26 protein-coding genes are annotated in these 25896 nt (G+C 60.3%); 8 read left to right on the top strand and 18 right to left on the bottom strand.

All coding sequences use genetic code 11. The features are described from left to right. Nucleotides 1-30 precede the first annotated feature (30 nt). The gene (locus AKN84_RS33080) at nt 31-276 is read left to right on the top strand and encodes a helix-turn-helix domain-containing protein (RefSeq protein WP_050424657.1); all 246 of its coding nucleotides are present in this window, start codon (nt 31-33) and stop codon (nt 274-276) included. Between the two features lie 284 nt (nt 277-560). Here AKN84_RS33080 and AKN84_RS33075 read toward each other — a convergent pair whose 3' ends face one another. Then, nucleotides 561-1010, bottom strand: coding sequence for a hypothetical protein (locus tag AKN84_RS33075; RefSeq protein WP_128971367.1), 450 nt, complete (start codon nt 1008-1010; stop codon nt 561-563). A 233-nt stretch (nt 1011-1243) separates the two neighbouring features. On the opposite strand from AKN84_RS33075, the gene AKN84_RS33070 reads away from it, so the two are divergent. The 3 genes from AKN84_RS33070 to AKN84_RS33060 are packed head-to-tail and all read left to right on the top strand — an operon-like array spanning nt 1244 to nt 3823. Continuing rightward, on the top strand, nt 1244-2107 hold the full coding sequence (locus AKN84_RS33070; protein WP_050424655.1) for a YqaJ viral recombinase family protein: 864 nt from the start codon (nt 1244-1246) through the stop codon (nt 2105-2107). After that, entirely contained in the window at nt 2091-3272 is a 1182-nt protein-coding gene (locus AKN84_RS33065) for an ERF family protein (protein ID WP_050424654.1), read from the top strand. Before AKN84_RS33070 ends, AKN84_RS33065 begins: the two co-directional genes overlap by 17 nt. Further along, nucleotides 3269-3823, top strand: coding sequence for a hypothetical protein (locus AKN84_RS33060; protein ID WP_050424653.1), 555 nt, complete (start codon nt 3269-3271; stop codon nt 3821-3823). The genes AKN84_RS33065 and AKN84_RS33060 overlap by 4 nt, the downstream gene beginning before the upstream one ends. A gap of 1073 nt (nt 3824-4896) precedes the next feature. Here the strand turns inward: AKN84_RS33060 and AKN84_RS33050 are convergent. Next, nucleotides 4897-7116, bottom strand: coding sequence for a fused MFS/spermidine synthase (locus AKN84_RS33050; RefSeq protein WP_050424651.1), 2220 nt, complete (start codon nt 7114-7116; stop codon nt 4897-4899). A gap of 439 nt (nt 7117-7555) precedes the next feature. Between AKN84_RS33050 and AKN84_RS33045 the strand changes: the two genes are divergently transcribed. The 3 genes from AKN84_RS33045 to AKN84_RS33035 all read left to right on the top strand — a co-directional run bounded on the left by AKN84_RS33045 (nt 7556) and on the right by AKN84_RS33035 (nt 10837). After that, a complete protein-coding gene (locus AKN84_RS33045; RefSeq protein ID WP_128971365.1) occupies nt 7556-8491 on the top strand; it encodes a phosphatase PAP2 family protein in 936 nt (311 codons plus the stop codon). A gap of 45 nt (nt 8492-8536) precedes the next feature. Then, nucleotides 8537-9349, top strand: a complete 813-nt coding sequence (locus AKN84_RS33040) for an acyltransferase family protein (protein WP_050424649.1) — start codon at nt 8537-8539, stop codon at nt 9347-9349. A gap of 687 nt (nt 9350-10036) precedes the next feature. Then, nucleotides 10037-10837 (top strand): sterol desaturase family protein, encoded by an 801-nt coding sequence (locus tag AKN84_RS33035; RefSeq protein ID WP_050424648.1) that lies wholly within the window; start codon nt 10037-10039, stop codon nt 10835-10837. Between the two features lie 466 nt (nt 10838-11303). On the opposite strand, the gene AKN84_RS33025 is transcribed toward AKN84_RS33035, so the two are convergent. From AKN84_RS33025 to AKN84_RS32955, 16 genes are all read right to left on the bottom strand, one after another. After that, on the bottom strand, nt 11304-11804 hold the full coding sequence (locus AKN84_RS33025; RefSeq protein WP_244485646.1) for a tetratricopeptide repeat protein: 501 nt from the start codon (nt 11802-11804) through the stop codon (nt 11304-11306). A gap of 269 nt (nt 11805-12073) precedes the next feature. After that, complete coding sequence (locus AKN84_RS33020) at nt 12074-12469, bottom strand: hypothetical protein (RefSeq protein ID WP_050424646.1); 396 nt, start codon at nt 12467-12469, stop codon at nt 12074-12076. A 12-nt stretch (nt 12470-12481) separates the two neighbouring features. Further along, complete coding sequence (locus AKN84_RS33015; RefSeq protein WP_050424645.1) at nt 12482-14143, bottom strand: type II and III secretion system protein family protein; 1662 nt, start codon at nt 14141-14143, stop codon at nt 12482-12484. A 416-nt stretch (nt 14144-14559) separates the two neighbouring features. Continuing rightward, entirely contained in the window at nt 14560-14979 is a 420-nt protein-coding gene (locus AKN84_RS33010) for a TadE/TadG family type IV pilus assembly protein (protein ID WP_347337377.1), read from the bottom strand. Next, the gene (locus AKN84_RS33005; RefSeq protein ID WP_162240919.1) at nt 14979-16331 is read right to left on the bottom strand and encodes a TadE/TadG family type IV pilus assembly protein; all 1353 of its coding nucleotides are present in this window, start codon (nt 16329-16331) and stop codon (nt 14979-14981) included. The genes AKN84_RS33010 and AKN84_RS33005 overlap by 1 nt, the downstream gene beginning before the upstream one ends. 8 nt (nt 16332-16339) lie before the next feature. Beyond that, the gene (locus tag AKN84_RS33000) at nt 16340-16777 is read right to left on the bottom strand and encodes a hypothetical protein (RefSeq protein ID WP_244485645.1); all 438 of its coding nucleotides are present in this window, start codon (nt 16775-16777) and stop codon (nt 16340-16342) included. A 42-nt stretch (nt 16778-16819) separates the two neighbouring features. Next, nucleotides 16820-17296, bottom strand: coding sequence for a methyltransferase family protein (locus AKN84_RS32995; RefSeq protein ID WP_244485644.1), 477 nt, complete (start codon nt 17294-17296; stop codon nt 16820-16822). Between the two features lie 180 nt (nt 17297-17476). Continuing rightward, complete coding sequence (locus AKN84_RS32990; RefSeq protein WP_050424640.1) at nt 17477-18385, bottom strand: type II secretion system F family protein; 909 nt, start codon at nt 18383-18385, stop codon at nt 17477-17479. Beyond that, on the bottom strand, nt 18382-19308 hold the full coding sequence (locus tag AKN84_RS32985; RefSeq protein WP_050424639.1) for a type II secretion system F family protein: 927 nt from the start codon (nt 19306-19308) through the stop codon (nt 18382-18384). The genes AKN84_RS32990 and AKN84_RS32985 overlap by 4 nt, the downstream gene beginning before the upstream one ends. Then, on the bottom strand, nt 19308-20750 hold the full coding sequence (locus AKN84_RS32980; protein ID WP_128971362.1) for a TadA family conjugal transfer-associated ATPase: 1443 nt from the start codon (nt 20748-20750) through the stop codon (nt 19308-19310). Before AKN84_RS32980 ends, AKN84_RS32985 begins: the two co-directional genes overlap by 1 nt. Continuing rightward, a complete protein-coding gene (locus AKN84_RS49440; protein ID WP_244485643.1) occupies nt 20747-21064 on the bottom strand; it encodes a CpaE/TadZ family protein in 318 nt (105 codons plus the stop codon). The genes AKN84_RS32980 and AKN84_RS49440 overlap by 4 nt, the downstream gene beginning before the upstream one ends. Further along, complete coding sequence (locus AKN84_RS32975) at nt 21061-21957, bottom strand: CpaE/TadZ family protein (protein ID WP_244485642.1); 897 nt, start codon at nt 21955-21957, stop codon at nt 21061-21063. The genes AKN84_RS49440 and AKN84_RS32975 overlap by 4 nt, the downstream gene beginning before the upstream one ends. Then, nucleotides 21957-22925, bottom strand: coding sequence for a Flp pilus assembly protein CpaB (cpaB, locus tag AKN84_RS32970; RefSeq protein ID WP_050424637.1), 969 nt, complete (start codon nt 22923-22925; stop codon nt 21957-21959). Before cpaB ends, AKN84_RS32975 begins: the two co-directional genes overlap by 1 nt. 1 nt (nt 22926) lies before the next feature. Continuing rightward, the gene (locus AKN84_RS32965) at nt 22927-23433 is read right to left on the bottom strand and encodes an A24 family peptidase (protein ID WP_050424636.1); all 507 of its coding nucleotides are present in this window, start codon (nt 23431-23433) and stop codon (nt 22927-22929) included. Between the two features lie 67 nt (nt 23434-23500). Beyond that, entirely contained in the window at nt 23501-23713 is a 213-nt protein-coding gene (locus tag AKN84_RS32960) for a hypothetical protein (protein ID WP_050424635.1), read from the bottom strand. Between the two features lie 115 nt (nt 23714-23828). Continuing rightward, nucleotides 23829-24047, bottom strand: coding sequence for a hypothetical protein (locus AKN84_RS32955; protein WP_050424634.1), 219 nt, complete (start codon nt 24045-24047; stop codon nt 23829-23831). A gap of 460 nt (nt 24048-24507) precedes the next feature. Here AKN84_RS32955 and AKN84_RS32950 point away from each other — a divergent pair, with 460 nt between their 5' ends. Next, complete coding sequence (locus tag AKN84_RS32950; RefSeq protein ID WP_050424633.1) at nt 24508-25500, top strand: acyltransferase family protein; 993 nt, start codon at nt 24508-24510, stop codon at nt 25498-25500. Nucleotides 25501-25896: the final 396 nt, after the last annotated feature.

Below are 25896 nucleotides of genomic sequence, written 5' to 3'. Positions count from 1 at the left end.
TGTCGCCCGATTCCTTAACGCCCGGCGGCGATGCAAAAATCCCTCCAATCTGCCGAATATCAACGCCTCATCGCGCTCCTGGTCGCGCAACGACAGAAGGCCGGCATCCGCCAGCACGCGCTCGCCAAGAAGCTTGGCAAGCCGCAATCCTTTGTCGCCAAATATGAGGGCGGGGAGCGGCGGCTCGACGTCATCGAATTTATTGCCATCGCCGAGGCGCTGGCCGCCGATCCGATCAAACTATTGAGGCGGTATATCCGCGATAAGCGCTGCTAACTAACCCCATCCGCACAGCCGTGACTACGAGCGCCCTTCACGTTCGCAGCAACGTGCGGAACAAGGATGCCGCGTCCTGCAGCCGTCCGGCGCCATAGATCAACTGCTCGATCTCCATCGAAAGAGCTGGACGCTCTCGCTGACGCTGCCCGGCTCGGCACAAGCCGCCGCGGCTCTCGCAATCTGCTCAGCCTCCTTGAGCTTGGTATGTATCATCCTAAGGCTGGCCGTAATGGCCGGCTCGACTATTGGGCGTCCATCGCACGCGCGTCCCTCTTTGCCTTCTATGTGTTGCTGCACGAACGCTCCGCTTGCGCCGGAAGCCCGGTCGTTTCTGCGCGCGCTCTGCTACTCTTGCCCGACCGGATCACATGCTTCTGCTTCGCGAAGGCCGCGGATTCGTACCGCATAAGGCCGCGAAGCCGTTTTGCTAGCGCATGGTCTGGTGCTGCCAAGAAGGCGACGAGCAATTCATAGCGGACGGCGCGGATGCGGGCGAGCTCCCGCTTGCTTTGAACCAAGACGGTCGGCTCGATCGAAAGCGTCTCTTGCTCCAACCGATCCAGAACGGCGCGCGTCAGTGCGTTAGCCCCCACGTTCTCATCTGCGATCGAGCGCGACAGTCCGTGACGGAGCGCATTCCGGCTTGATCGAAGCTTTCCCGGGTCAGTCTTCGGACCCGTACTGTGCTTGGCGTTTCTCCGATTGGCTTCGATTTGTCGATTTGACGCCATGCCCTATCCCCTCCTTCACCGGTCACGCCACCACCTCGCTCCGATCCGCGATCCCATCAAGCTGTGACGCGCAAAAGAGCAAGATTATTGCTGCAGAAAGCACTGGCCTTCCGCGGCAAACGGAGCGTTACTGAGTCGGCCGGCAGACTTCGGCCCCGGTATCTCACCTCGCATCCAGCGAGGTTTGCGCAGTGCGGCACCTTTCGCCGCGGTGGTCAGATCAGGAGATACCGGTGACTGCTCTTCAGACCGATGGCGCAACAGCGCCGCAATTCCAACTCGTCAAGTTCAACCCTGCCGATCGCCGCCATTTCATCGGCGGCTCGGATGCCCGCATCATCATGGGCAATGATGAGGCCGACCTCATCCGCCTGTGGCGGGAAAAGCGCGGCGAGACAGAGCCCGAAGACTTATCCAACAATTTGGTCGTCCAGCTCGGCACCGCCACTGAGGAGCTCAATCGGGCCTGGTACCAGCGTAACAACAGCCAGACCGTGAAAGACGTCCAGAAGCGTGTCCGTCACCCCGTCCATACATGGATGGCAGCAACGCTGGACGGCATCGTCGAACAGACCGGCGCGGTGTTCGAAGCCAAATTCATGCTGCCTTGGGCCTTCACCGAGGAGGGCGCTGCCGAAAAGCACATGGCGCAGCTGCAGCACAGCATGTGGGTTGTGGCTGCACGCTCGGCCGTGCTCTCGATCATCACCGGCGGCGGCAAATGGGTCGAAATCAACATCCATGCCGATCCGCTCTACCAGCACCTTCTGCTGACCGCCGAGAGGAAGTTCTGGCGCTGCGTGAAGACCGGCGATCCACCAGTCCCGTTCAACATCGAGGCGCCACGGCCGCGGCTGGAGGCGGTCAAGGTCGTCGACATGAGCGGATCCAATCTCTGGGCCGAGCTGGCCACCACCTATCTGCGCACCCGGGCCGCCCATGGCGACCACGAAGTGGCGAAAGCGGAGCTGAAGGCGCTCGTCCCGGAGGACGCCAAGGAGGCGACCGGCCACGGCGTGCGCGCCAAGCGGTCCAAATCCGGCGCCGTCAGCTTCGATGCCGTCGAGGTGGGGAATGCCGATGCTGCAGTCCAGTGAGAGCATCGGGGCCATCGCCGCCGCCCTGGCGCGGGCTCAGGCCGACCTCGTCAACCCCGAAAAGACGCTCACCGCCACCATCCGCTCGCCCTTCCCCAGGGAGGATGATCGGACCTTCCGCTACGCCTCCCTTGCCTCTGGCCTCGACATCGTTCGCAAAAGCTTGAGCCAGCAGGAAATCGCCACCGTCCAGACCACCCGCCTGGAGGCCGCCAGCGGGCAGATTCATCTGACCACCCTGATCGCCCATTCCTCCGGGGAATGGATCTCCTCCGACCTTCCGGTCTGCGCCGCCAAGGACACCGAGGCGCCGCACCGCATGGGCGCTGCGCTGACCTACGCCCGCCGCTACGCCCTATTTGCGTTGGTCGGGATTGCCGGCGAGGACGATCTCGACGCGCCTGACGCAGTGGCCAGCCCGCCGGCCGCGGCGCCGCAAGCGCTCCCTGGCGCGAGGGCCAAGCCCGCCAAGGGCGTTCTCAACCGCGCGCCGGTGCTTGGCCCCCCACAGTCTGCCGAGCTCCGGGAGCGGCTGTTGAGCCAGCTCGCGGTCCTGCCTCCAGGCGATGACCTCCTCGTCTGGGCCAAGGCTAGCCTCCCGCTCAAAAACACCCTTTTGGAGCCGGACGCCAAGCTCGTCGAGGCCGCCTATCTGGTCAGGCTTCAGGAGGCCGGCCGAGCCACCATGGTCGAACAGGCGGCCGCCTTAGAACAAGACCCAAGTCTGCCGCCGGAGCCGCTCCCGGAGGGTCCTTCGGGCACCGAGTCCGCGCTGCGGGTCGCCCCGCTACCAGCTGCGCCCGAGGCCGCGCTGGCCCACCCCAAAGAGCTTCCCCGCAAGCGCAGCAAGGGCCACCTGCTCTTTGTCCGGGAGCAGCCTTGCCTCGTTTGCCAGCAAAGCCCATGCGACGCGCACCATTTGAAGTTCGCCCAACCAAGAGCTCTCAGCCGTAAGGTCAGCGACGAATACACCGTCCCGCTGTGCCGCGCCCATCACCACGAGCTGCATCGACATGGCAATGAAAGGGCCTGGTGGGCGAATCTGCAGATCGAGCCGTCGCGGGTGGCGCTTGACTTGTGGACGGCGAGCCCGGTCCACAGCCCGCTCACCGTCGCGAGCCCGGCCGCTCCCACTCGCTTAGGGGCGGAGGCTCCCCCACGATGAACGGTCCCTTCCAAACCGCGCGCGGGCTGACCGCAACAACGCTGCCGGTCGAGTTTGAAGTACTGGCGCCGCCACCCCTGTTGCTTCCCGGCGAACGCCTCGACCACTATCACGCGCTACGCCAGGCGATCTTCGCTGATTTGGCGCCACAGTCTGCCATCGAATGGTTGCTCGCGATCGACGTCGCCGAACTGTCCTGGGAGATCCAGCGCTACCGCCTCCTGCGCCATCGGCTGCTTGCGACCTATCGGCAACAGGCGATTGAGGCCGCCTTACGCCGCATCGATATGGCCGGGATCGCGCCTGAGGTCGAGGACGAGGCCGACTACTACACACGTCAAAACGCGCTGAGTTGGCGGCTCGACCCTGTTGCTACGACCCAAATCGAGGAGCGTCTTGCGTCGTACGGTTTCGATCAGCATTCCATCAACACCGACGTCTACGTCCAGGCGCGCGAGGTCTTCGTCTTGTTCGAGGGCCTGCTCAATGCCGCGCAGGCCAGACGCCTCATGTTCATCAGGGAGATCAAGAAGCATCGCTATCTAGCCTAGCGCGTTCGGCGCCGCGGTGCGGCGAAACAGGTTCACCTGGCAGGGATGAGCCCTCGTTGGAGACGATGAGCGGCTTGTTTGGTCGTCTGCCAGCAAAGTCCATGCGATGCCCACCATTTGAAGTTCGCTCAACCCAAGGCTCTCGGCCGCAAGGTAAGCGACGAGTTCACTGTCCCATTGTGTAGCGCCCATCACCAGGAGCTGTATAGGCACGGCAATGAAAGGGCCTGGTGGGTGAACCTTCAGATCGAGCCGTTGCAGGCGGCGCACGACTTGTGGTCAGCAGGTCCGATCTACAGCCAGCTTGGCACCGCCGTCGTCAACGCTGCAGCCCCGCGCCTGGCATCGGAGGTTTCCGCACCCTGAACGGGCAATTCCAGATCGCACATGAGCTAACCGCAACAACGCCAATGCTTCCGGTGAGTTTGTGGTGTTGGCAACGCCGCCCCTGCTGCTCCCCGGTGAACGGCTTGACCTGCCACGCGCTACGCTAGGCGATCTTCGCCGATTTGGCGCCGCGGTCTACCATCGAATGGCTGCTCGCGATCGGCATCGCCGAGCTTTCGTAGGAGATCCAGCGCTGCTGCCTGCTGCGCCATCGTCTGCTTGCGATCTGTCGGCAAAAGGCGATTGAGGCCGCCTTACGCAGTATCGACCATGGTCGGGATAGCGCCCGAGTTCCGAGGCCGACTATTACACACGTCAGAACGCGCTGGCTTGGCGGCTCGCCCCCGTTGCTACGACCGAGATCGAGACGCATCTGGCGTTGTACGGTATCAATCAGCGGTCCAATAACACGGACGTCTACGTCCAGGCGCGGGGAGTGATAGGACACTTCTTCCGCAGCAACACATCAAGGGAGCTGGCGCAGTCAGCCTCGTCGTGGCTCTTCTCAACTTTGTGAGAACCAAACAACAGCAGCCGTTTGGCATGAGTTCTGCCACGTACGATATTTGAATCAGCAAGGTCCGCCGTTGGAAATGCACGGCATCGCCGCAACAGAAGAACCAGTCCGATCCGGGCCCGGCGGCGCATGCTTCAAGAGTGTGAGTCAGCTCACCAGCCCGACATCCTCAATCAAGGCCGATGGGATAGCGCCACTCCGTTCCCATGTTGTCGTCGGTAATGGGCCTCTTACCTTCCGTTCGAGCGAGAAGTTGCGGGCATTCCTCGATAGCCTCTCGTGCAAAGTCCCGTGATGTGACAGCATTGAGAAGCACACGATCCTCAGCGCTTTCAGGCCTGAACTGTCGTTCACCGTCAATAACGTAGGACGCCAGCGTCTGGCGCCAGCGCTCAAAATTCCAATCAATCGGCGCATCCGAGACAACCATATGATTGGTGAAACGCGCACCATGGAGAAAGGCGAGGCAAGCTGTCCGCTGGACCCGGTCGGAGTCAGTCGTGTTGTAAAACAGGATACCGCGGGAATTGAGATGACGCTTCGCAAGCTCAAGAAATTCCGTCGAAAGTAGATTGGTTGTGTTGGCGCGAAAATTCCAGGTCGTGTTGGAGACGATCGCGTCAAAGCGTTGATCTGGATGATGGCTTAGCCAGCGCCGGCCGTCGTCGGCGATGATCTTGACTTTAGAATTTTGTAACACCGATGCCACTTCCGCTCGCCGCTTGATAAGACTTAAATAGCCGGGATTGATCTCTACAATCGTGAGCGAGCGCACGGAGGGGTTATTCGCGATTACTTGCGCCCAGGAGCCCGACGAGAGGCCGATCATCAGGACGTCGCGAGACGCGTCACGAAACAGGCTCAGCGCGTAGGGACGGACAATGCCGTTCGGATCCCCGGCGAGGCGAGTGTTGAAACGGCCGTCATACATGCCATTTCCGAATACGTTGCCATCCTTGTCGACGGTGATAATGCCGCTGCGGTTCTCGACGATGTCGGTGAAATCGTAGTCGGTTTGGTCCTTGGCAAGTAGGTTTTCAAACACGCGGTGCGACGTCGCGGGGATGACGACGCAGGCCAGCGCCAGCACGGCGACTGCCCTCAGCAAACGTTTTCGGCGTTCGCTGCGCAGTCCCTCCGATTGAGCCAAAAGGATCAAAACACAGACTGTACCCGCGAGAACTAGCGCGACAGCCAATTGCACGGAGGTCAGATAATCCGTCAGTACAAATCCAGTGAGGATCGCACCCGTCGCCGATCCCAGAATATTGGCAAAGTATAACAGCGACGTCCTCATCCCCGCGCGCTCGTCGGGTGAGATTCCGATTTGGGCAAGATACGGCAGGAGTGAACCCCACTGGCGGGCGATCAGATAGACCAGAAGCAATGCGATCCCGATCGTTCCGCGGCCAAACGCCGAATGTGCCATGATGGGCAAAAAGATCAGCCCAACTATATTGGCGACGACGATTTCATCGGCCGCCTTACGGATGACGTTCAATGGCGAGCCGTCCTCGCAACGCTGTCCGGCATTGCGTGCTCCTGCGGCGATCCCGAAGAGAAAGCAGGCGAGCGTCATCGCAAAGGTGGTTGCACTCGATCCCGATGCGTAAGAGATGATCCGGAATAGGTAGATTTCATAAGACAGGGAAATAAAGCCACCGAGCGCGGAGAGCAGGATGGTTACCGGCAAGTGGGTGGCAGACTTGGACGCGGGCCGAATAGTCGCGGCGTCTCGCGATGATGCCTGATCGTCATGGAATACGTGGATGATGATAGCGCACAGTGCGACGACAACATTAACGGCGACTGCGGTCAGCACGGCGCGGTCCATGCCGAAGAACGGAAACAGCAAGACACAGCACAACACGCAGGCCGCTCCCGCTCCCATCGTGTTGACATAGTATAGCAGGCCGACAGCGCTACCTACTTCCCCTGAAGAACGCACCAGGTGCGAGACTAAAATCGGCAGCGTAGCCCCCATCAACAGGGTCGGAATAAGCACCAATAACAGGTTGACGGCGGCGACCGCCGGCAGCGGCCAATCGACGACAAACGCACCAACCTGTTCGAATGTGCTGAGCGAGACAATCCCGAACATCGCCGTAACGATCTCGATCGTCGCCAGTAGCGGCAACAGACTGATGTTGCGGCGCTTCGAAATCCAACCGCCTGCAAGACTGCCCAGCCCAAGGCCGAGCATAAACGCGGAAACCACGATAGTGATGGATTCTGAGTTTACACCGAAGACCCGGAACAGCGCCCTCTGCCAGGTCAGCTGATAAATCAACGCCGGAAAGCCGGAAAAGAAGAAGAGAACACAGAGGAACCTCGTTCTTGCCGACAGGCCGGTACGCACGGCAACCGGAGGCAAGTCGAGGGCCGCCATGTGTTCTCCCTAGGTCTGAGATTCGAGGCAAACTCTAAGGATAACTGCAGCCTCAGGGAAGGCGGAAACGGATTGTCCGTAGTTGCCCGGAGTGCCAGTGGACTCGCAATTGCTGCGACGAGCGAGCTCTTTTGCGCAATGGGTCCATTTGCTCCGGATTTGTCGGAGCTAACTCGAAATCGGATTTTGCCGCGGAAACTTGTCGGTTAGCGCTATTCCTTGTCGTGCGGATTGGCCGACCGCCCAGCGCCGACCGTCTCGCCTGCATGGGAGAGCAGTTCAGGAAAGAATACCCCTACGAGATGAAAGATCGAGAGATAGGTGCGCGCGTCGATCCGGCCGAAGCCCGTTAACGTTCGCACCATTGTCGAGGAAAGCGGTATTGAGAGATCATGGGCAATGATGGTAGGCTAATGCCATTTCAGGCAGGCTTATTTCAATGAGTTATTCTGAATGTGTTGAGCGCAAAGCGCCGAGTTTGGTGCGAACTCATGGCCAAGAATCCGCCGAAGCGACGCACTTTTGGCTAATCATCGGAGCGATGACAGCGGTCGCTGCGTTAGGCCTCTATCTGTCGAACATGAAGGTCTCGCTCGGCTTCCCGATCATCTTCGGCTTCCTCGTGCTGGTTGGCCTCAACTTGTTTTACACGAGGGTAAGGAAGAACCCACTCTTTGCATCAGTTGCCCTGACATGCGCGCAACTGGTTGCATTCACTAACGTTGCCATCGTTCTGAGCTACCTTGCTGCCGCTCGACGCTTTGCCTTGGTCGACAATACGCTGGCAGCCATGGATGCCGCTGTCTCGTTCAATTGGTTAGCGCTATTTGCATGGTTGAAGATCGAGCACCCGACGGTCGGCTGGACGCTCGACCTGATTTACGACACCATGATCACTCAGGTTTTCATCCTGCTTATTGTGCTATGCTCGACCAAAAGGCTGTTGCAGGCTAGGACGTTCAGTTGGCTGTTCGCCGTAACTCTGCTCATCGTAATCCCGATATCGATGGTACTCCCTGCAGAAGGTGCCTGGGCGCATTACGGTGTGGCACATCTGACGAGCGCCTACTACCTGCCCGACTTCTATGCCATCCGTTCCGGATCGATGCATGTCATCGATCTGGACAAAGCCACAGGCATCATACAGTTTCCCTCGTTCCACGCCGCACTTGCCTTGATCTTGATCCTCTCAAGCAGAGGAACGGTCCTCTTTCCCGTTTATCTTCCTCTGAATGTCCTGATGATCATCTCGGCGCTAACTGCCGGCGGTCACTACCTGATGGATGTCGCCTTTGGACTCGCGACCGTGCCAGCCGCGGTTCTTGCGCTGCGACTAACGGGCCACACGTCCTATCCTCGCACTCAGATTCCATGATATCGTGGTAGATTATCTCACATTGTATGGCTCGGGCCGATTGCTATGAGCAATGTGCGTCCAGATTCGTCGACGCGCTCCGAGCCGCTTGATGCGCTCAGAGGCCTCGCCATTTCGCTGGTGATCGCCCGCCACTACTTTGGGTTCAAGTATGGCATGCTGGGCGTGGACCTGTTCTTTGTTCTCAGCGGCTTTCTGATTGGCGGCATTTTGCTCGATAGCCGCCAACAGCCCGGCTACTTCGCGTCCTTCTACGGCCGGCGGGCGTTCCGGATCCTGCCACTGTACTGGCTGCTGCTAGCGCTCGTGCCGCCGGATCATCGGGGCTACTATTTGTTTTTCGCGCAAATCGTGCCGTGGCTGCAGTTCGGCTTTCCTGTATCCGACCTGACATTCGTCACCTGGACGCTGGCGATCGAAGAGCAGTTTTACCTGGTCCTGCCGATCCTGATCTTCTTCCTGCCACGCCAATGGCTCATCCGGGTCCTTTGGGGCGCCGTGCTACTCGCGCCGGTCTGGCGCTGGCTGTTCCACGCCTATTTGCCCGATCAATCGTGGCAGTTTTTGCTTCCAGGACGTTTGGATGAATTGTTCGGCGGCGTGCTACTAGCCTGTTCCGCGCGCGGCTACTGCGGCTCCGTTATCGCGTGGGCAGTGCTGGCCTGTGTGCCACCACTTTGCGACGTCGGGTATGCTGCAACGGTTAAACCTTTCGCCTTTCTTTCGGTGACGGCATTCGCGTGCTGCATCATTGTTTGGCTGGGCGTCAATATCGAGCGGCCAGAGCTACTCCGTCCGTTCATCTGGCCGGGACGCCGATGCTATTCGCTCTATTTGTTTCACATGGTCGTTTTATGACGTGTTCTTTGGTCTCGGCCGCCCCCTTTCTGGCCTCATCGCACTTCCGATAGTGTGCATCCTTGCAGAAATAAGCTGGCGCTTGATCGAAGCTCCGCTGATCCGCTACGCAAAGAGGCGGTTTTCGAAAGCGTATTCAGGCGGCCTCCCGATCGTTCGCGCGACCTGAGCGGGCCAGCCGAGACGTTATCGTCCTCTTCTGCTCCGTGCGCAGCCATTTTGCTGTGTGAACGGCCGGCTCGAGCGAGCAATTAGGCCAGAGCAAACGAGTGGCCGCCCCCGCCTTGCGGCACAGAGCTTCCGTAATGCAACCACGTACTGCTGGAACAACGTTGTTCGATGCAAAGCCAGCGCATTTCGATTAATCCGAAGCTGGTCTTCCCGCTGGCTCGTCCGCACGAACAGCAGTGAATAAACATGGTTAAAGCGGGGTGATTTAACCGTTCCCTAAGGAAACTGCGCGGCGCGCGCTACCCTTCCTCAGGCCGAGCCGGAACCAACCGCGACGGAAGCCCGCAAAAATCACGACTTGCGCTCGATTGACGTATAAGGAAGTATGAGTTTTTCAGCATTCAGACGACGGATGCTTTCTATCTTTTGTCTCGGACTTTTATTGGCAATTGATTTTCGCTGGCGACGCCGAAGGGCTGCCTACCGACCAAAGACTGCATCGGCGAGTCATTTCCTATGTCGAGTGAAATTGCACATGCAGCTTTTTACTTGGCGCTGATGCTGGGAGCCATCTACGGCAGTCGCCTTGTTGAGAAAAAGTGGCCTATCGCGGACGTCCCCACCTCCGAATTTCAAGATGATTGGCTTGCGGTTATTGCCAACCTCGGATTGTCAATCTCGCTCGGTCCGCTCGCAGCAATTGTCGCAGGCAAGATAGCGAGCATTACCGGGGTCGGCTGGATTCACTTACCGACCGAAGGCTACTGGTGGTACGCCTCTCTCGCATTCGTCGTGGTGGCGCTCGATCTCTACAAATACACGTTCCATCGTCTCCAGCATGCCATCCCGTTTCTTTGGTCGATGCACTCGTTCCACCACAGCGCAAACGCCGTGACGTTCATTACCGGTGCCCGGCACTATTGGCTCGAGCGAGTGCTGGCTGACGCCTTTCTCCCTATTATGGCGATCCTGTTTCGAATCCCACCGGATATGGCGATCGCCACGGGATTCATCTTTTTTCTTCCCGATGCTTGCGCTCACCTGAACGTGCGCATCCCGCTCGGTCGGTATGTGACGTGGATCAACAACCCGCAATGGCATCGCATCCATCATTCCGTTCAGTTCGAGCATCGAGACAAAAACTTTGCCGCCTTTCTTCCGTTCTGGGACATTCTGTTTGGCACCGCGTGCGTGCCGAAACCGGACGAGTACCCTACAACGGGACTTGTGCCCGCTGAACGAGTCGACATCATCAATAGTGTGATCTGGCCATTCCGACATCTGCGGCATCGAGTGTCCAAGAAAGAATCGGCTTAAGGATCTCTTGGTGCACTTCAGCCTGGTCCTCGGGTCTTTGTGTCCAGGAACGCGATCCTGAACTTCGGATCGGGCAAGCCGAACGCGGTCATGCGGCAACGCAGATATGGTCAAGGTGTTGTGGTTTATTTCCCAGGCTCAGCTTGACGTTTGTCGTGGCGCAGTTGGCGCCAACAACCTTTGCTACGTCGCCTGCGCAGTAGCCGATTGCCCCGTGCCTGTGCTCAACAACCTTCGTCATCATCTCGGGCGCAAGCTGAACCGACTTCGCCTGAACCGGACGCGCACTATCGCGGTCGATTTCCGCGGAATGCAGGAATGCGCACGCCTCAATCCGACCGGAGGCGGCCTAGATCAATCATACGGGGTCCTTGAGGCCGTGGACCAAAGGCCAACTCACGAGGACTAGCCAACGCGGCCGCGCCCAGCGCACCGATGCTTCCGCCATCCCGCGAGGCCATCATCCCTACGGCTGATTGTTCGGCGGCCGCTCGATGAACTTCCGGCTGCCGTTGAGAAGCTCGAGGTTGTTGGCGATGACCGGGTTGCCCGGATCGAGCGCATACGCCTTCTCGAACTTGCGCCGCGCGCCGCTCAGGTTGCCGCGCAGCATGAGAGAATATCCCTGATCGTTGAGAATTTGCACGGACTCACCGCCAAGCCGGATCGCCTGCGCATAGGCTTGATCGGCAAGATCGAAACGACGAATCTTGTCATAGCTCGCCGCGAGCCCGACCCAGGCCGTCAGGTCCTTGGGCGATTTCTCGACGGCGTCCTTGAAATAGCGCTGCGCGATTCCGTAGTTGCCGCGGTTGTATTGCTCCAAGCCCATCCGGACCGGCTCGTCGGAAGGATAGTATTTGACGTCGGTCGGCTCCTGCACGGGGTCGCCGCCCGGCGGATCCACGGGAGCAACGATCGCGGCCTCCCGCGTCGTGTAGTCGCAGGCTCCAAGGCTCGTCGCCAAGCAGCAACAGATCAACGCCGGCGCGAGACGATACAACCCTCGTCCCGTTCCCCAGTCCCAGCGCATTCCCTGCACTATTCGAAGCATCATCGCAAAACTACCTACGAAAAACAGACGGCACGACCGAAACACCGGGGGTCAGCGCCAGGAACCAACGTCGCATCTCTCCTTCCGAGTCCCTGCCCCCGCATCTGGCCTGCACCGCAAGGAATCGCGAGATCGACATCCCAACGACTGATGCCAGGAGGCTGAGGCCCGTCAGCTCACGGCTACTTGCCCCCAACGCCAACGGCCACCGAGCCTCCGGTCCCCGCTCCCAATCCGGTTGTGTTGACATTCTGAATTGTGGTGACGGGCGGCGCCTGGCCCATCGCCTTGGTCGGATCGCCGAAGTCGGGCAGCTGATCGACCGGCCGCGACGTGGTGCCGTAGCGCTTGACGCTCTCGGTCACCCGCCGTGCGTCATACGCGATCCTGCGATCGCCGACATAGGCCGGCCACGGATGGATCGTGTGGGTGGCGGCGTTGACCTCTTTGGCGTTGCCGGCGCTCATCGTGATGGTGTCGGAACGCTGCACGTAGCGGTCCATCTCGTCATGCCCGTAGACGCCGTAGCAGCCGCCGAGCAGCAAGGGAGCGAGAACAGCCAGATATCTGATGGTCATCTATCGCCTCCTCTAGTTCAAAGTTTTCACGACCGGCTGCTCCACAGCGGCAGCCGGTGGCGGAGCGCGGACGACCGCACTGGGCGCGATGATGTGGCCATAGGGCCCCTTCACGTCGCCACCGGAATTGACGTAGTCGTCGTAGCGCTTGCGGACTTCCATCTGGCCGTTGAGGAAAAAATCGACGTCGTTGGCCGGCAGGCGGGAGTCGAGCGGCGATGCCAGTTGCTGGCCGGGTGCGGCCGGAGCAACGAGGCGCGGCGTCACGATGATGACGAGGTCGGTTTCCTCCTGCTGGTACGACTTGCTGCCGAACAAGCTTCCGAGCACGGGCACCGAGCCGATCCACGGCAGCTGCGAAACGTCCTGCCGGTTGCGGGTCTGCAAGAGGCCCGCAATGGCAAAGCTCTGGCCGTCGCGCAGCTCGACCGTGGTGCGAGCATCGCGGCGGGTCAAAGACGGTACCGTTGTGCCCTGGATCGTCACCGCGTTGGAGAAATCGAGCTCGCTGACCGAGGGCTCGACGCGGAGGTTGATCACTCCGCGCGAGAGCACGGTGGGCACGAAGGCCAGTTCGACACCGAACTTCTTGTAGTCGATCGACACGGTCGGGAAGCCGGCCGCAGACTGGGTCGGGATCGGCACCGGGAATTCGCCGCCGGCCAGGAAACGGGCGGCATCGCCGGAAAGCGTGGTCAGATTCGGCTCCGCAAGCCGGCGGGCCAGTCCTTTGGTTTCCAGTGCAGTAATCAGCAGATCCACTGAACTGCCGTTGCTGGTCCTCAAGATGCTGGTCAGCAGGCTACCGAAAGGGGGTGGAGATACGCCGCCGGCAGAACCGACAAGCGTGCCCAGCGTTCCAAGCACAGGAAGGCTGCCGGTGGGAGGGGCCCCGACGGGACTGCCTCCGGCACCCAAGGCGCTGGTGTTGGTATTGATACCGCCAATGGGAGTTCGGCCCGCGGCTACGACGCCGCCCAGCCCCGAATTGGCAATGTTGGTGCCGTTGGCGTTGGCCGCCATCAGGTTCACGCCGAGGTCACGCCCTGCCTGGCGGTTGACCTCGAGGAAGCGCACCTCGAGCATCACTTGCTGCGGCGCCGCAACGCTCATCGCGTTGACGACCACGCCGCCCTCGGGAATGCTGCCTTTGGCAATCGTCAGCGCCTTTTCCGCGGCGACCGCATCGGCCGCCACTCCGCTCAGCACCACCTGGCCTTCGGATGCGGAGACGCGGATGCCGCGCGTGCCCGTGCCAGCATGGATGTTCTGTTGCAGATTGCCGATATCGAACGTCACCTCGACGTCGAGAATGCCGATCTGCTTCATCGAGCTGTCGAACAGAATGACGTTGGTGGTGCCGGTCTTCTTGCCCTGGACGTAGATGAGATGGTCGCTCAGCGACTTCACGTCGGCGATATCGGGCGAGCCCGCGACAATCGTCGAAAACGCCGTGTCGACCCTGAAGGTGCGCGACTTGTTGACGGTGACCCTGACGCGCTGGACGTCGCTCATCTCGCTGACGAACACGCCGCTGGGCGACGGAGCAGCCCGCCGATCCGCGGCCGCCGCCTGGCCAGCCGCGCTAAAAACGGCAAGCGCGCTACCGAGGGCCGCTACGCCCAAGGTGAGAACATTACGTCCCGCGCTACCCCACACGCGACCGCCACTCATTCGAAACCCCTTCGCCACTGCTGTCGCAGCCATCCGTAAATTTACGGCTCCCCGGCGTCCTGACTAGTCTCCCTCGTGCACCACGCCGTAGAACTTACAACCTGTCCGATTACAAATAGTTACTTGCGAATTCCCATTCCCATTCCCTGACACGCTCACGCTGGATCGCAAACCGGCCTGCCCGGCACCAAGCCGCAAATGGCGGCTTGGGGATCATCCCCCGCCGCGTACCCTGATTGCAAGGAAAGAGCCCTGCCGGGCGGCCGCAATGCCCGAGAAAACTCCCCGATGTTGCCAGTGCGCACCACTTCCGTAGCCTGCTTGGGCTAGTCGCCCGCCAATCCAACGGGCAACCGCCGATCGGGCGGCTGCCCTGCCCCGGCAACCCACCCCGATCAGGCCCTACGATTCGGGTCTCAGAACGGAATCGTGGTAGTCGCGCTCGGCGAGTTGAACGTCGTCGTGCTCCAGAACGGCATCAGCATCGTGAAGCCTGACAGTTTTGCCGTCACGGTAAGCACATTGGTTCCCGCAGTCGTGGTCACTGTCGGCGTGAGACCGAGGCTGGAGTTATAGAGGAAGGGAGCAATCGCCTGCTTCTGCGTGGCCGAGAGATAGTCAGTGGTACAAGTGGACGGTGAATTGCCCTTGATCACAGCCGGCGAGTAGCACTGGATGATGTTCGCCCGGGCGCCGGCATCGGCAAGCGCGCGCAACGACTGCATCGTGATCGCATAACGTCCGAAATCAAAGATGGCGAAGATCAGCGTGAACAGGGGCACGGCAACGAGGCAAAACTCGATAGACGCGACTCCCCGCTGGTCGAGCCTCCTCATCACTGCACCAAATGTACGGTTTGAACATTCGGCTCTGCTCCGGCACCCGGACTGGTCGTAGAGTTTGGACATTGAGAGTTGTCCAGCTTCGTGTTGCCCTGAAATTTCACCGCATATGCAATAACCTCGTAACAACCGGCTGCCGGGGCAGACGAGCTGCTATTTCCGGAATAGGTGAGTTTAGCGTTTGGTACATAGACAATACCGTTGAAGTAGCTGGTCGAACTACCGCCGATACTCACATCCTGGTTGTTCTTCGGATTCTCCCCATCGTAGATGAGAAGCTTGGCCATCTTGCTTAGGACTGACGAAAGGGTCGACGGGCCCGAGGGAGCGGCCATCGCCGTGAGCTGGATGGTCGGACCACCGTTGATCGTCAGCGTTCCGTTTCCGAAAATGATCAGGGTGGCAGTTCCAGTCACGGTTGTCGAGGCACCACTGATCGTGACATCGCCGTTGAAATAGTAGGTGCCGCTCAAGGTCACGTTGCCGCTCAACGTCACGCTGCCATTGTAGCAGGAACCTGTCTTGACCGTCTCATACGAAGTCGGCTGTGTTTTGCACTGCTTGTTCGGAAAGTCCGCCGTTTTCAGCGCCGATATCGCAGTGTTCACCGCACTCAGGGGATCCGGGATCGGTTGCTGATAAGTTTTTACGCCCGTGCACTGGCTTCCGCCCGTCTGCGAACAGCCGCCGACCGTATAGCTCGGCGCATTTACCGAGATGCCAGAATTGCCGATGAACCCGATCGCGTTCGACGCGTTGCTGTTCGACGAAATGCCGCAGGTTGGCGACGACACGGTTGCGCTGCCTTGAAAGGTCACCGAGCCCGTCACGGCCAACACACATGGAGGTTGAGCTAGTCCCGTATCAACTTGGGCGATCGCCGTCGCGGCCACGTTGATCGTCGTCATGCCAAGGACGCGGGCCAGATAGGCCGGCTGCTGCTGGCTGATGGTGGCCTGGACGTACGTTCCCGCAGTCCCGTTCCATGAAGCCAGCGATGCGACCTGGACCGTCTGCGTGATGCCGCTTCTGCTCACACATGTGGAGCCTGGATAGGTCGGATCGCCGGACGCATTGCAGAACGCGTTCTGCGCTGCGACCTGCTTGCCGCGATAATCGTAGGCCTGCGTGTTGTTGCAGCTTGTACCGGCCGTTGGAGAAGCGTCGCACGCCAGCCGCAAGGCGCCCGAATAGGCAGCCGCATCAGCCGTCCCCTGGGCGCGCTGCTGGGTCACGTACCACGTTCCGGCCTCCCCGCCGAGCGCCATCACACCGATCAACGGCACCAAGGCAATCGTGGTTGCGAATGCGACTGAGCCTCGACGGCAATTGAGCATGTTACGCATGGCACATCCTATTGAAACCGCTCGGAGTAAGTCAGCGTGAACGTACAGGGGTTGGTACTGCCACTCGTGCACAGCACCGATGTCAGCACCATCGGCGCCAGCGTGATCGTTGTCGAGTACACGTACCATTTCGCCAGGTTAGGATCGGAATTTCCTGACCCGCAGGCAGCATTGCTGTCGCCACAAATGAGCTGAATGCTTGAGATCGGATAGCGGCTATCGGCCTTGGCGATCGCGGCATTCGCCCAGGTGCTCGAGTTGGTGACGTCGGGCGGGGGGGAATACAGGATGGCCTGCCCGAACCCGCGCAACGCCGCAAATGCCGATATGTACTGGAAGCCGGCAATCGCAAGATCAGCAAGCGGAAGAAGAATAGCCAGGAGCAGGAAAAGGTAGACGATGGGCATTTCCAAGGCGGCGGCGCCGCGCTGATCCGCGATCAGCAAACGCTTGAGACTCTCGCAACTTTCCCGGCAAGGCATGGCCACTCACCAAACGTAGGGAATCAATCTCCAGCGCGACGCTTCGTAGCTGGAATATTCCGGAAGATTGCGCCGAAGCACGTCCTCCTCGTAGAGAATCCGGCAGACCTGGATGCCGATGTGCAGGATCAGCAAGGCCACGGTTACAACGCTCAGATGCTGCAGCACGACACCGAGGAACACGATCTCCTCCGACAGATACAGAGGATGCTTGACCCACCTGTAAGGACCGGTCTGCACCACCGAACGGGCCTGCGGCACCAGACTGAACGACCGTCCCAGATGTCGGATGGTGACGAGGATCATGATCATCCCGGTCAGCACGCAAACCGTCGACACCAGGTTTGGCAATGCATCTTCGGTCTTGGCGAAGAACGTGATCGTCCACGGCCAATAGGTGCCGACGAATGCCGCTATCCTCGGCAGCAGACCTTCCGCTTGCGCCTTGGCGGGTGCCCGGGTCAGGACCAGCAGCGCCAGCATCAGGTAAAACACCGCGATACAAAGGCTCGACACGAGGGACGGCCAGGGCTCGCCAGAGGATGTCCCGAGCTTGAGCGCAACGGTAAGTCCCAGAAGAAGAAACCACGCGCTGCCTAGCACTCGCGTTACGCGATCGTAAGCGAGGCTTGTCGGCAGTGACATTGTACTTGCACTCACGGCTCAGTGACCCATGTTGGTGAATGTACGTGTGAGGTGAAGGAACGGGCTTGCGCCCAAAATGATGAACATCGCCGGGAGCAGGAACAGCACCATCGGGAGGGTAAGCTTGGCGCCCAATTTGTGCGCCCTCTCTTCCAGCTTCGTGATGCGCTCCCGGCGCAAGTCCGTCGCGATGCTGCGCAGAGCCTGACTCAATGGCGTGCCGTATTGCAGGCTTTGGCTGACCATAGTGCCGAAACGACGGAGCCCCTCCGACGTGGTGGCAAGCTTCTCGAATGCATCGGCGCGGTTCGGCAAGATCCGGAGATCATCAAGAAGACCGTGCAACACCTGCGCGATGGCAGGATTGGTCTCCCGCATCTCCTCCGCCACGCGTTCAAGCGCGCTCTCCAGGCCCATGCCCGCTTCACTGCAGACGACAAGCAGGTCGATGGTATCGGGCGTGCCCAGCCGAATCGCCGAATCGAAGCGCCGCTTCAGAAACAGCAAAATCAGGCGGGGGCCCACGATCCCGATCGCCAGGCCGAGGAACGTGTAGATCATCACGTCGCTGAACGGGCTTCCGATAATCTGCGCGAAGGAGAATGCTGCGATCGGAAGCACAACCGAGCTGACCATCTTGAAGCCGATCCAGATCGGCAGCGTTCGATAGTGATTGAAACCCGCCGATTGCAGCACCACCCGCAACTGGTCCAGGTTCTCCCGACCGTAAAAGCGCCTGTAGCGCATACCAACGGTTGAAAGCCAGCCGATCAGGTCCTTCGACGAGGCCGAGCGGTCGGGAATGCCCAGCACCGCGTTCGACACACGCGTGTCCAGGGCGCGAAGATGTACCTCGCGAATGATCAACAGGAAGGTCACAGCCGCGACCGCGACCGCGACAGCCGCCAAACCAAGACCGGCCGTCATAGCGACGTTTCCCTTCTGACCATCCAGCGGATCACGAAATGTCCCATCAGGACCGAACACGCCGCATACGCGAGCAGCACGTTCCCTTCAGAATCGAACAACAGCAGATCGATCGACTGCGGATTGATCCAGTAAAGCAGCCCGCCGATGATCAGCGGCGCGAACGTGAGCGCGCGCGAGGAGAAGATGACCTCCCCGGCCAGCGCCTTCGCACGGGCCGCCAGCGCGACCCGCTGGCTGACGGTCTCGCCCAGCGTCTGCAGCGTTTCCGCAAGGCTGCCGCCGGTCTTCAATTGCACCGCAAGCGTGACCGCAAACATCGCATATTCCGGCACTTGCGTTCGCCGATAGACCTCTTCCACGGCTTCCTCGGGCGACCTGCCCAGATTCAATTCACTGCAGACGATGGCAAACTCTCCGGATGTCGGTTGCGGCATCTCGCGGGCGATGGTGCGGAATGCTTCGTTTACGGGCAACCCCGATCGGACGGTACTGGTCACCAGCTGGATCGCGTCGGGAAGTTGCTGGAAGAGTTGATTTGCAAAGCGCCGTTGCTGCCACCCGAACAGACCGCGCACGACCAGGACGGCGACGATCGCAGCCGCAATACCCGCCTTGAGGCCGGAGAACTTCAGAATCTCATTGAGATAGAGGACTCCCGCCGCCGCCAATGCCCCCGCAAGCAGCACATAGACCGGGCGCACCGGATACACCATCTCAGGGCGATAATTGAAAAAGCGATGCAGCATGCGCCAACGCGAAGCCTTGGCCGCGCGACGGATGGACACCAGGGTTGCCGCCTCAGCCGTCGGCAGAGCAATCTCGAGTTGGCGGTCCATACGCCGCTCTCGCCCGTCGAGCCACAACGTATTGATCGTCGCGCACAGCAGAAGCACCAGAACGATGACCAGGGGGATCGACATCAGATCTGCCTCATTGCCTCGGCCCAGGCTCGATCAAGCCCGTAATAGACGAGGCGGCTCTTGAATTTCGGGACTGCATTGGTGGATCTGTAGGTGCCCGATATCCGCCCGTGAATGTCCTCGTCCTTGTACTCGAAGAACGCGATGTCGTTGGTGGTAATCACTTCGCCCTCGAGGCCGATCACCTCGCTGACCTGCACGATGCGGCGCTGGCCGTCCCGCATGCGTTCGACCTGCACGATGAGATCGAGCGCGGCGACGATCTGCGCGCGGATCGCGCGCGAAGGCAGGTTGACCTGCCCCATCTGCACCATGTTTTCCACGCGGGTCAGCGCATCGCGAGTGCTGTTGGCGTGCACGGTCGAGACCGATCCATCATGGCCGGTGTTCATCGCCTGGAGCATGTCGAACGCTTCGGCGCCGCGCACCTCGCCGACGACGATGCGGTCCGGACGCATGCGCAGCGCATTCCACAGCAGATCGCGCTGGGTGACCTGCCCGGTTCCCTCGAGGCTCGGCGGCCGCGTCTCCAGGCTGATCACGTGCGGCTGCTGGAGTTGCAGCTCGGCTGCGTCCTCGATCGTGACGATGCGCTCGCTGTGGTCGATGAACTGGCTCAAGGCGTTCAGCAGCGTCGTCTTGCCCGAACCGGTGCCGCCGGAGACCAGAACGTTGAGCCGGCAGCGGGAGGCGATCTCCAGCAACTGCCCAAGCGCCGCGTTCATCGTTCCGTTCTCGATCATCCCGGCGATATTGAAACGCCGGCTCGGGAATTTTCGGATCGAGATGCAGGGGCTATGGATCGAGAGCGGCGGCAGAATGATGTTGACGCGGCTGCCGTCCGGCAGACGGCAGTCCACCATCGGGCTGGACTCGTCGACGCGGCGGCCGACCTGCGAGGCGATTTTCTGCGCGACCGCGGCAATATGGTCGTTGTCGCGGAACCGGACCGCGACCCGCTCGAGCTTGCCGGCCCGCTCGACATAGACGTTGCTCGGCCCGTTGATCATGATGTCGTTGATCGTCTCGTCGAGCAGCAGCGGACGAAGCGGCCCGTAGCCGGTCATGTCGTCGGCGATTTCCTCCGCCAGGAAGAGCTGCTCGCGGCCCGACAGCTCCAGCCGCTCCTGATTGGCGATGCCGTGGATGATTTCCTCGATCTGCCGGCGCAGGACGTCGCGGGACACGGTCGTGGCCACCGACGGCTCGATCTGTTCGATCACCCGTTCGCGCAGCGACGCCGGCATCACCGGATGGTGCGAAGGCTCCTCACGCTTCGGCGCCGATGCAAACAGGCCGGATGCCGGGGGCGCGATGCTCGGTTCCGTCGGCGGCAAAGGCGGCGGGACCGGCTGCACGCTCGGTGCCGCTGGTGGCGCGACCAGCACCGCTCCAGGCATCCGTACTGGCATATCGTCTGCGCGCCTGCCGAACTTTTTCATAGCCCGAGCCACCTCTTCCACCCAGACCTTTTCATGGAGCCGACGCCGGTGATCTCCCGTACAATCGGGGCGAGGTGGCGCCGCAGTTTGGATACGTGCTTCAGCGCCGGAATGCCGAGATTGACCGCCTGGGTCATTCCCTTGCCGAGATCGGGGATGATCATGTCCGGCTCTGTACCAAGCGCCTTGACGATCGTCGCCCTGGGCAGGCCGCCGGCGCGATCAGCGCGATTTAGCAGGGTGAAGACCCGATCCTTGCCGGCGATGTTGGTGACGGCGTTGCGCAGCGCATGTGCATTGCGCAGGCCCGTCACCTCGCTTCCAGCAGCACCAGCACGTGACGGGACATCTTGATGACCGGATAGATCGATGCCGGGAACGGCACCGGCACATCGACGACGACGTAGTTGAAGCGCTGCCGGAGCAGGCCCAGCACGTGCCGCACGCCCGCCTCGGTGATGTCGAGCTTGGCATCGAGATCTTCGTCACCGGAAATCAGGCAAACCCGATCGTTCACCTCGATTGCCGTCCGCTCCAGAAACAGCGTGTCGGCCCGCATCGGATTTTCAAGGGCAATGCGAAGGCCAGGTCCCGGACGGACACCCAGCATCACCGCGGTTTCGCCATTCTGCAGATGCAGGTCGAGCAGCGCCACCTTGGCCTTGGTGGTCTCTGCCAGTTGCAGCGCGAGGTTGATCGCAATGCTGGTTGCTCCAGCGCCGCCCTGCGCACCGCAGATCGAGACCACATGCCCACCCCGATCGCGATCACTTTGGGCGGGCGCAGCGTCGCCAAGCAGCTTGGGGCGCAGCTGGTCGAGCACCATGTCCCGGGTGATCGGCGTTGGAAGATATTCGGTAAGGCCGATCTCCATCAGCTCGCGGTAGAAGGTAATCTCCCTGTTCTCGCCGATCAGGGCCACTTTCACGTCGGGCGGACAAACGCTGGCGAGGCGTTCCAGTTCGGTGAAGGGATCATCCAGACCGCTGATATCGGTCACCAGCGCGTACAAATCGGTGTCGGTTTCGAGCATGCGCGTCGCATGACGGATAGTGCCGCGCCGGATCACCAGATTGCTGCCGTCGAGACCCTTGCGCAGGGCCGCAGCGCTCAGCTCGTCGTTCACGAAGCAGACGATGCGGTTACGCGTGACGAGGGACGTCGTCGTCTCTTCGGGGGGATCAACCACTGCCATGTTCACACTCATCACCGCTTCTCCGCCCCTTTGCCGGTGTCACTGGCCGCCGCCGTCGTCTGAGCCTCGAGCGGGGATGGCCCGTCGCAGCCTGCACGGTAGTCGTCGTCCGCATCCTGCTTCCTGACCGAGTATTGCTTCATGCCGCTGGCGTTATAGATCGCCACCGTGGTGCTCTGGCCGGCAACGGCACTCTGGCGCGCCAGCTCGGGCGAGACATCGCAGCTCGATGTCGCACCCGTGTCGGCCTTGTCCCACTGCTCGGCCGCAGCGCGGACGACGAGCGACAGCGTTCCAAGCTGCTTTGCGACGGCGACCTTCTTGACCTGGTCCGGCTTGAGCTCCAGCGATACGGTTTGCGCGGTCTTGCCTACGACGGCGTTGCTGACGGGGCGCCCGCCCTGTGCGATCTCCTGATCGATCGCGATGACGCGCACATTGGACAGAACGGTTTCGCTGACGGCGCGCTTCACCGGGTCCGCCTTCTCGAAGACCTGGGTCAACACCACATCGACATTGTCGCCCGGCCTGATCAGACCCGAGACGCCGGTCTCCTCGTCGACCTTGATGCTGATCGCGCGGCTGTCCGGCGCCAGAACGCTGGCGAGGAAGCCCCGATCCTTCGGACGCAGGATGTCATCCAGGGTGATGGCGCTGCCGGCGTCGACGAACTTGCGAACCAGAGAACCGGGAAGCCCGGCCTTGCTGTCAGGCGTTTCGAGGATCGCGCCTGCCGGGACACGGTTCGGCGCCGCCTGGCGCACGGAGAAATCCTCGTCCCGAGCCAGCGTTCCTTTCGACAGCGGACGGGTCGCAACAAAGTAGGCGACGGTCGCAGCAGGCGCGGGAGTCTGCTTTTCCGCGACCGCCTCCGCGACAGCCGGGTCCTTCGGTCGGTTCACATTGTAGGCAATCAACCCGAGCGCTGTAGCCGCTAGCAACAGCACCATGATGATCGAGACGCGCAAAGCGGACGACATGTCAAAATCCTTTGCTCAAAATGGTCCAGATACCGCCGCATGCGATGGCGACCCCGTAGGGCAGCGGTGCATGTCGCAAATGACGCCATCGCTCGACCGCGTAGACCCTTCGCGCAAGCGAGGATCCGGCGGGCGCCAGCCTCGGATATGGCAGACGGCGCATCATCAAATGCACTGCGGCCAGAGCGCCACCGGCCAATGCAGTTACGGTCAGCAACTCAATCACGCCGGCGAGCGGGAGACCGATCGCCAAGGCAACCAGCAGCTTGACGTCGCCGCCGCCGATCATTCCGCGCTGGTACATCACGAAAAGCATCAGAAACAGGATTGCAGCAACGACCAGCGACTGCCCGATCTGCATCGGACCGGCCAATTGACCGACGATCCCAAGGAACGCCAGCGCTAGGCAAATTTCGTTTCGGATCAACCGTGTCGCGATATCGATCGTTGCGACATAGAACAACAATGCGATTTCCAGACACGAGGTCGTGGTCGCAATCCAATTCATAAAATATATGCCTCAGAAAATGGCGGGGGCGAAAATAATACCCCCTCCAAAGCGCGATATTATGTACTTAGGCAGCCGCAGCACTAACCGCGGTAGTGATATTGTTAATCGCTGTACTCAGCGCCGCGCCGATGCCACTGGAAGTCGTGGTTCCGAACGCAGCAGCCACGGCAGCAACGATGCAAGCGGCAACGATCACGTACTCGAACGACACCACGCCGACTTCGTCGGTGCGCAAACGCGCCAGGACTTCTTTCGCTTCGAAGTAATACTTACGCATGGTAGCAAGCCCTCTTCTGACAATGAATATTGCGAAAGTCGTGCTCCACCGTTGGCAGAGAAACTGCCAACGGCAAGAGTTACGAGAGGTTCAGAAGAACCTGTCCGCGCCCCTATCAAGCAGCCGGGACAGCGTTGCCGAGCGCCGTCGTGATCTTGCCGATCGCGGTGGTCAGTGCAGCGCCGATACCGCTGGAGGTCGTGGTGCCAAACGCGGCAGCAACCGCGGCGACGATGCAAGCGGCAACGATCACGTATTCGAACGACACAACGCCGTCCTTGTCCGAAGCGAGACGCTTGAAAGCTTCGGTGGTCTGGATGTAAAGCTTCAGCATAGGAAAATATCCCTTTTTACGATGAATTTACTCAAAACCGTTGGCGGGCAAATCCAGTGCCAACTGAGAATTACGTATAATCTTTCGCGAGAATTCTGTCGATTGGTAATCGTTTATTAACCCTACCTGGTGTGGCCGCCCACACCCTCAACGGCACGATGTTCAGGCAGTAGGTCGCCAAAACTGCTTAAATTGCAGGGATTTTTGCATTTCACTAGATTTCAATTGGGCGCCCCGTGTGAATACGGTGGCGGCTCCGTCTGGGCGAAGATTCCACCCCGAACATTGTCCACAATCCGATACAGAACCGGAAAGCGGCAGACCGTCGATTACCGTCGCTTGCACCACAGCAAGAGTTTCTCTGCCCACCCGGTAACCAACGGACACCAACATTGTTGCTGTACCAGAAAACCTCGTGATAAATTTTTGACATTTCATTTTTGGGCCCAGGCCAATTGTCATGAGGAGCTCGCTTCAGCCCGACCGCTCCGAGCCGCTTGATGCGCTCCGAGGTCTGGCCATCGCAATGGTGATCTCCTGCCACTATTTTGGGTTCATCAATGCCATATTCCGCTATGGCGTCTTGGGCGTCGATCTATTCTTCGTCTTGAGTGGCTTCCTGATCGGTGGAATTCTTCTCGATAGTCGCAAGCAGCCCCGCTATTTCTCGTCCTTCTATGGCCGGCGCGCATTCCGCATTCTACCGCTCTACTGGCTGCTCTTGGCTATCTCTCCGCCAGATCATTGGGGGTACTATCTGTTCTTCGCTCAGGCGGTGCCATGGTTGCAGTTTGGCTATCCCCTGCAGGAACCAGCATTCGTCACCTGGTCCCTCGCCATCGAAGAGCAATTCTACCTGTTCCTTCCAGTACTTATTTTCTGGCTGTCGCGCCAATGGCTGATCAGAGCCCTTTGGAGCTGCATACTGCTCGCACCGGTCTGGCGCTGGTTGTTTGCCACCTATTTGCACGACCAATCCTGGGAGTATCTACTGCCCGGTCGTTTGGATGAACTGCTCGGCGGCGTTCTGATTGCCTGCTTGATGCGCGGCTATTGCCGCTCTCCCGCAACATGGGCCGTCCTCGCTTGCCTGACGGCAATTTGCGACTTCGCCTATTTCTTAGCGGGCGCCCCCTTTCCCCTCTCATGCGTAGCATTGATGTGCTGCGTTACGGTGTGGTCGGGAGCTGTAGCGCAACAACGCGTGATGCTTCGTCCGCTGATCTGGATGGGCCGCCGCTGCTATGCGCTTTACCTCTTCCATCTGGTGGTACTCAACGCCATCTTTGATTCCGGCTTCGGCATTTATTCGGGCCTCGTCGCACTTCCGATCGCCTGCATTCTGGCCGAAACAAGCTGGCGCGCGATCGAAGCCCCGCTCATTGACTACGCAAAGCGCAGGTTTGCTAGAGAAGAAGTTTTGACTTCTACCCAAATCGCACGCGCGACTTGAAAAGAAGAGGCCAACAGCCCGGTACAAGCGTGCGACAGAGCGCTGCTAAAGCGCGCTTTTGAGCGTATGGTTGTTGATCAAACTCAAGCTCTACTTCCACAATCAAAGGCGCCACGGCACAGCAACGCCAGCGTCCCCTCGAATTGAGGGATTTCAACGACATTTCAGCGGGCTTCGTTCGAAACGGTATGATAGGACAAATGCGCGCGGTTACCGACGTACACGCACCTTGCCTGAACCTGCCCTGCCCACGAAGTGCGGATCCAACGGGCCGCCTGGTTTTTTGACCACGAGCGCGATTGGTGGGACTTCTGACCGGCGCTTGCGGTGGCTCACCTCACCCGATTGTTCGAGAGCTCGGAGCCGGCGCTATGCTGGTATTCGGATCGCCAAATT

The sequence above is a fragment of the Bradyrhizobium tropiciagri genome (assembly GCF_001189845.1).
GTDB lineage: Bacteria > Pseudomonadota > Alphaproteobacteria > Rhizobiales > Xanthobacteraceae > Bradyrhizobium > Bradyrhizobium tropiciagri.
The sequence above is the reverse complement of the archived record's forward strand: the minus strand, read 5'-3'. Positions and strand labels throughout refer to the sequence as shown.

Bases quoted from the DNA above. Each gene is read 5' to 3' on its own strand.
- AKN84_RS33020 (WP_050424646.1), bottom strand. From the start codon at position 12,469: ATGACCATCAGATATCTGGCTGTTCTCGCTCCCTTGCTGCTCGGCGGC.
- AKN84_RS33035 (WP_050424648.1), top strand. From the start codon at position 10,037: ATGTCGAGTGAAATTGCACATGCAGCTTTTTACTTGGCGCTGATGCTG.
- AKN84_RS32985 (WP_050424639.1), bottom strand. From the start codon at position 19,308: ATGTCGATCCCCCTGGTCATCGTTCTGGTGCTTCTGCTGTGCGCGACG.
- AKN84_RS32965 (WP_050424636.1), bottom strand. From the start codon at position 23,433: ATGAATTGGATTGCGACCACGACCTCGTGTCTGGAAATCGCATTGTTG.
- AKN84_RS32980 (WP_128971362.1), bottom strand. From the start codon at position 20,750: ATGAAAAAGTTCGGCAGGCGCGCAGACGATATGCCAGTACGGATGCCT.
- AKN84_RS32975 (WP_244485642.1), bottom strand. From the start codon at position 21,957: ATGAGTGTGAACATGGCAGTGGTTGATCCCCCCGAAGAGACGACGACG.
- AKN84_RS33050 (WP_050424651.1), bottom strand. From the start codon at position 7,116: ATGGCGGCCCTCGACTTGCCTCCGGTTGCCGTGCGTACCGGCCTGTCG.
- AKN84_RS33065 (WP_050424654.1), top strand. From the start codon at position 2,091: ATGCTGCAGTCCAGTGAGAGCATCGGGGCCATCGCCGCCGCCCTGGCG.
- AKN84_RS33015 (WP_050424645.1), bottom strand. From the start codon at position 14,143: ATGAGTGGCGGTCGCGTGTGGGGTAGCGCGGGACGTAATGTTCTCACC.
- AKN84_RS33045 (WP_128971365.1), top strand. From the start codon at position 7,556: ATGAGTTATTCTGAATGTGTTGAGCGCAAAGCGCCGAGTTTGGTGCGA.
- AKN84_RS32995 (WP_244485644.1), bottom strand. From the start codon at position 17,296: ATGCTGGCGCTGCTGGTCCTGACCCGGGCACCCGCCAAGGCGCAAGCG.
- AKN84_RS33075 (WP_128971367.1), bottom strand. From the start codon at position 1,010: ATGGCGTCAAATCGACAAATCGAAGCCAATCGGAGAAACGCCAAGCAC.
- AKN84_RS32960 (WP_050424635.1), bottom strand. From the start codon at position 23,713: ATGCGTAAGTATTACTTCGAAGCGAAAGAAGTCCTGGCGCGTTTGCGC.
- AKN84_RS33005 (WP_162240919.1), bottom strand. From the start codon at position 16,331: ATGCGTAACATGCTCAATTGCCGTCGAGGCTCAGTCGCATTCGCAACC.
- AKN84_RS32955 (WP_050424634.1), bottom strand. From the start codon at position 24,047: ATGCTGAAGCTTTACATCCAGACCACCGAAGCTTTCAAGCGTCTCGCT.
- AKN84_RS33060 (WP_050424653.1), top strand. From the start codon at position 3,269: ATGAACGGTCCCTTCCAAACCGCGCGCGGGCTGACCGCAACAACGCTG.
- AKN84_RS32990 (WP_050424640.1), bottom strand. From the start codon at position 18,385: ATGACGGCCGGTCTTGGTTTGGCGGCTGTCGCGGTCGCGGTCGCGGCT.
- AKN84_RS33010 (WP_347337377.1), bottom strand. From the start codon at position 14,979: ATGAGGAGGCTCGACCAGCGGGGAGTCGCGTCTATCGAGTTTTGCCTC.
- AKN84_RS32950 (WP_050424633.1), top strand. From the start codon at position 24,508: ATGAGGAGCTCGCTTCAGCCCGACCGCTCCGAGCCGCTTGATGCGCTC.
- cpaB (WP_050424637.1), bottom strand. From the start codon at position 22,925: ATGTCGTCCGCTTTGCGCGTCTCGATCATCATGGTGCTGTTGCTAGCG.
- AKN84_RS33080 (WP_050424657.1), top strand. From the start codon at position 31: ATGCAAAAATCCCTCCAATCTGCCGAATATCAACGCCTCATCGCGCTC.
- AKN84_RS33040 (WP_050424649.1), top strand. From the start codon at position 8,537: ATGAGCAATGTGCGTCCAGATTCGTCGACGCGCTCCGAGCCGCTTGAT.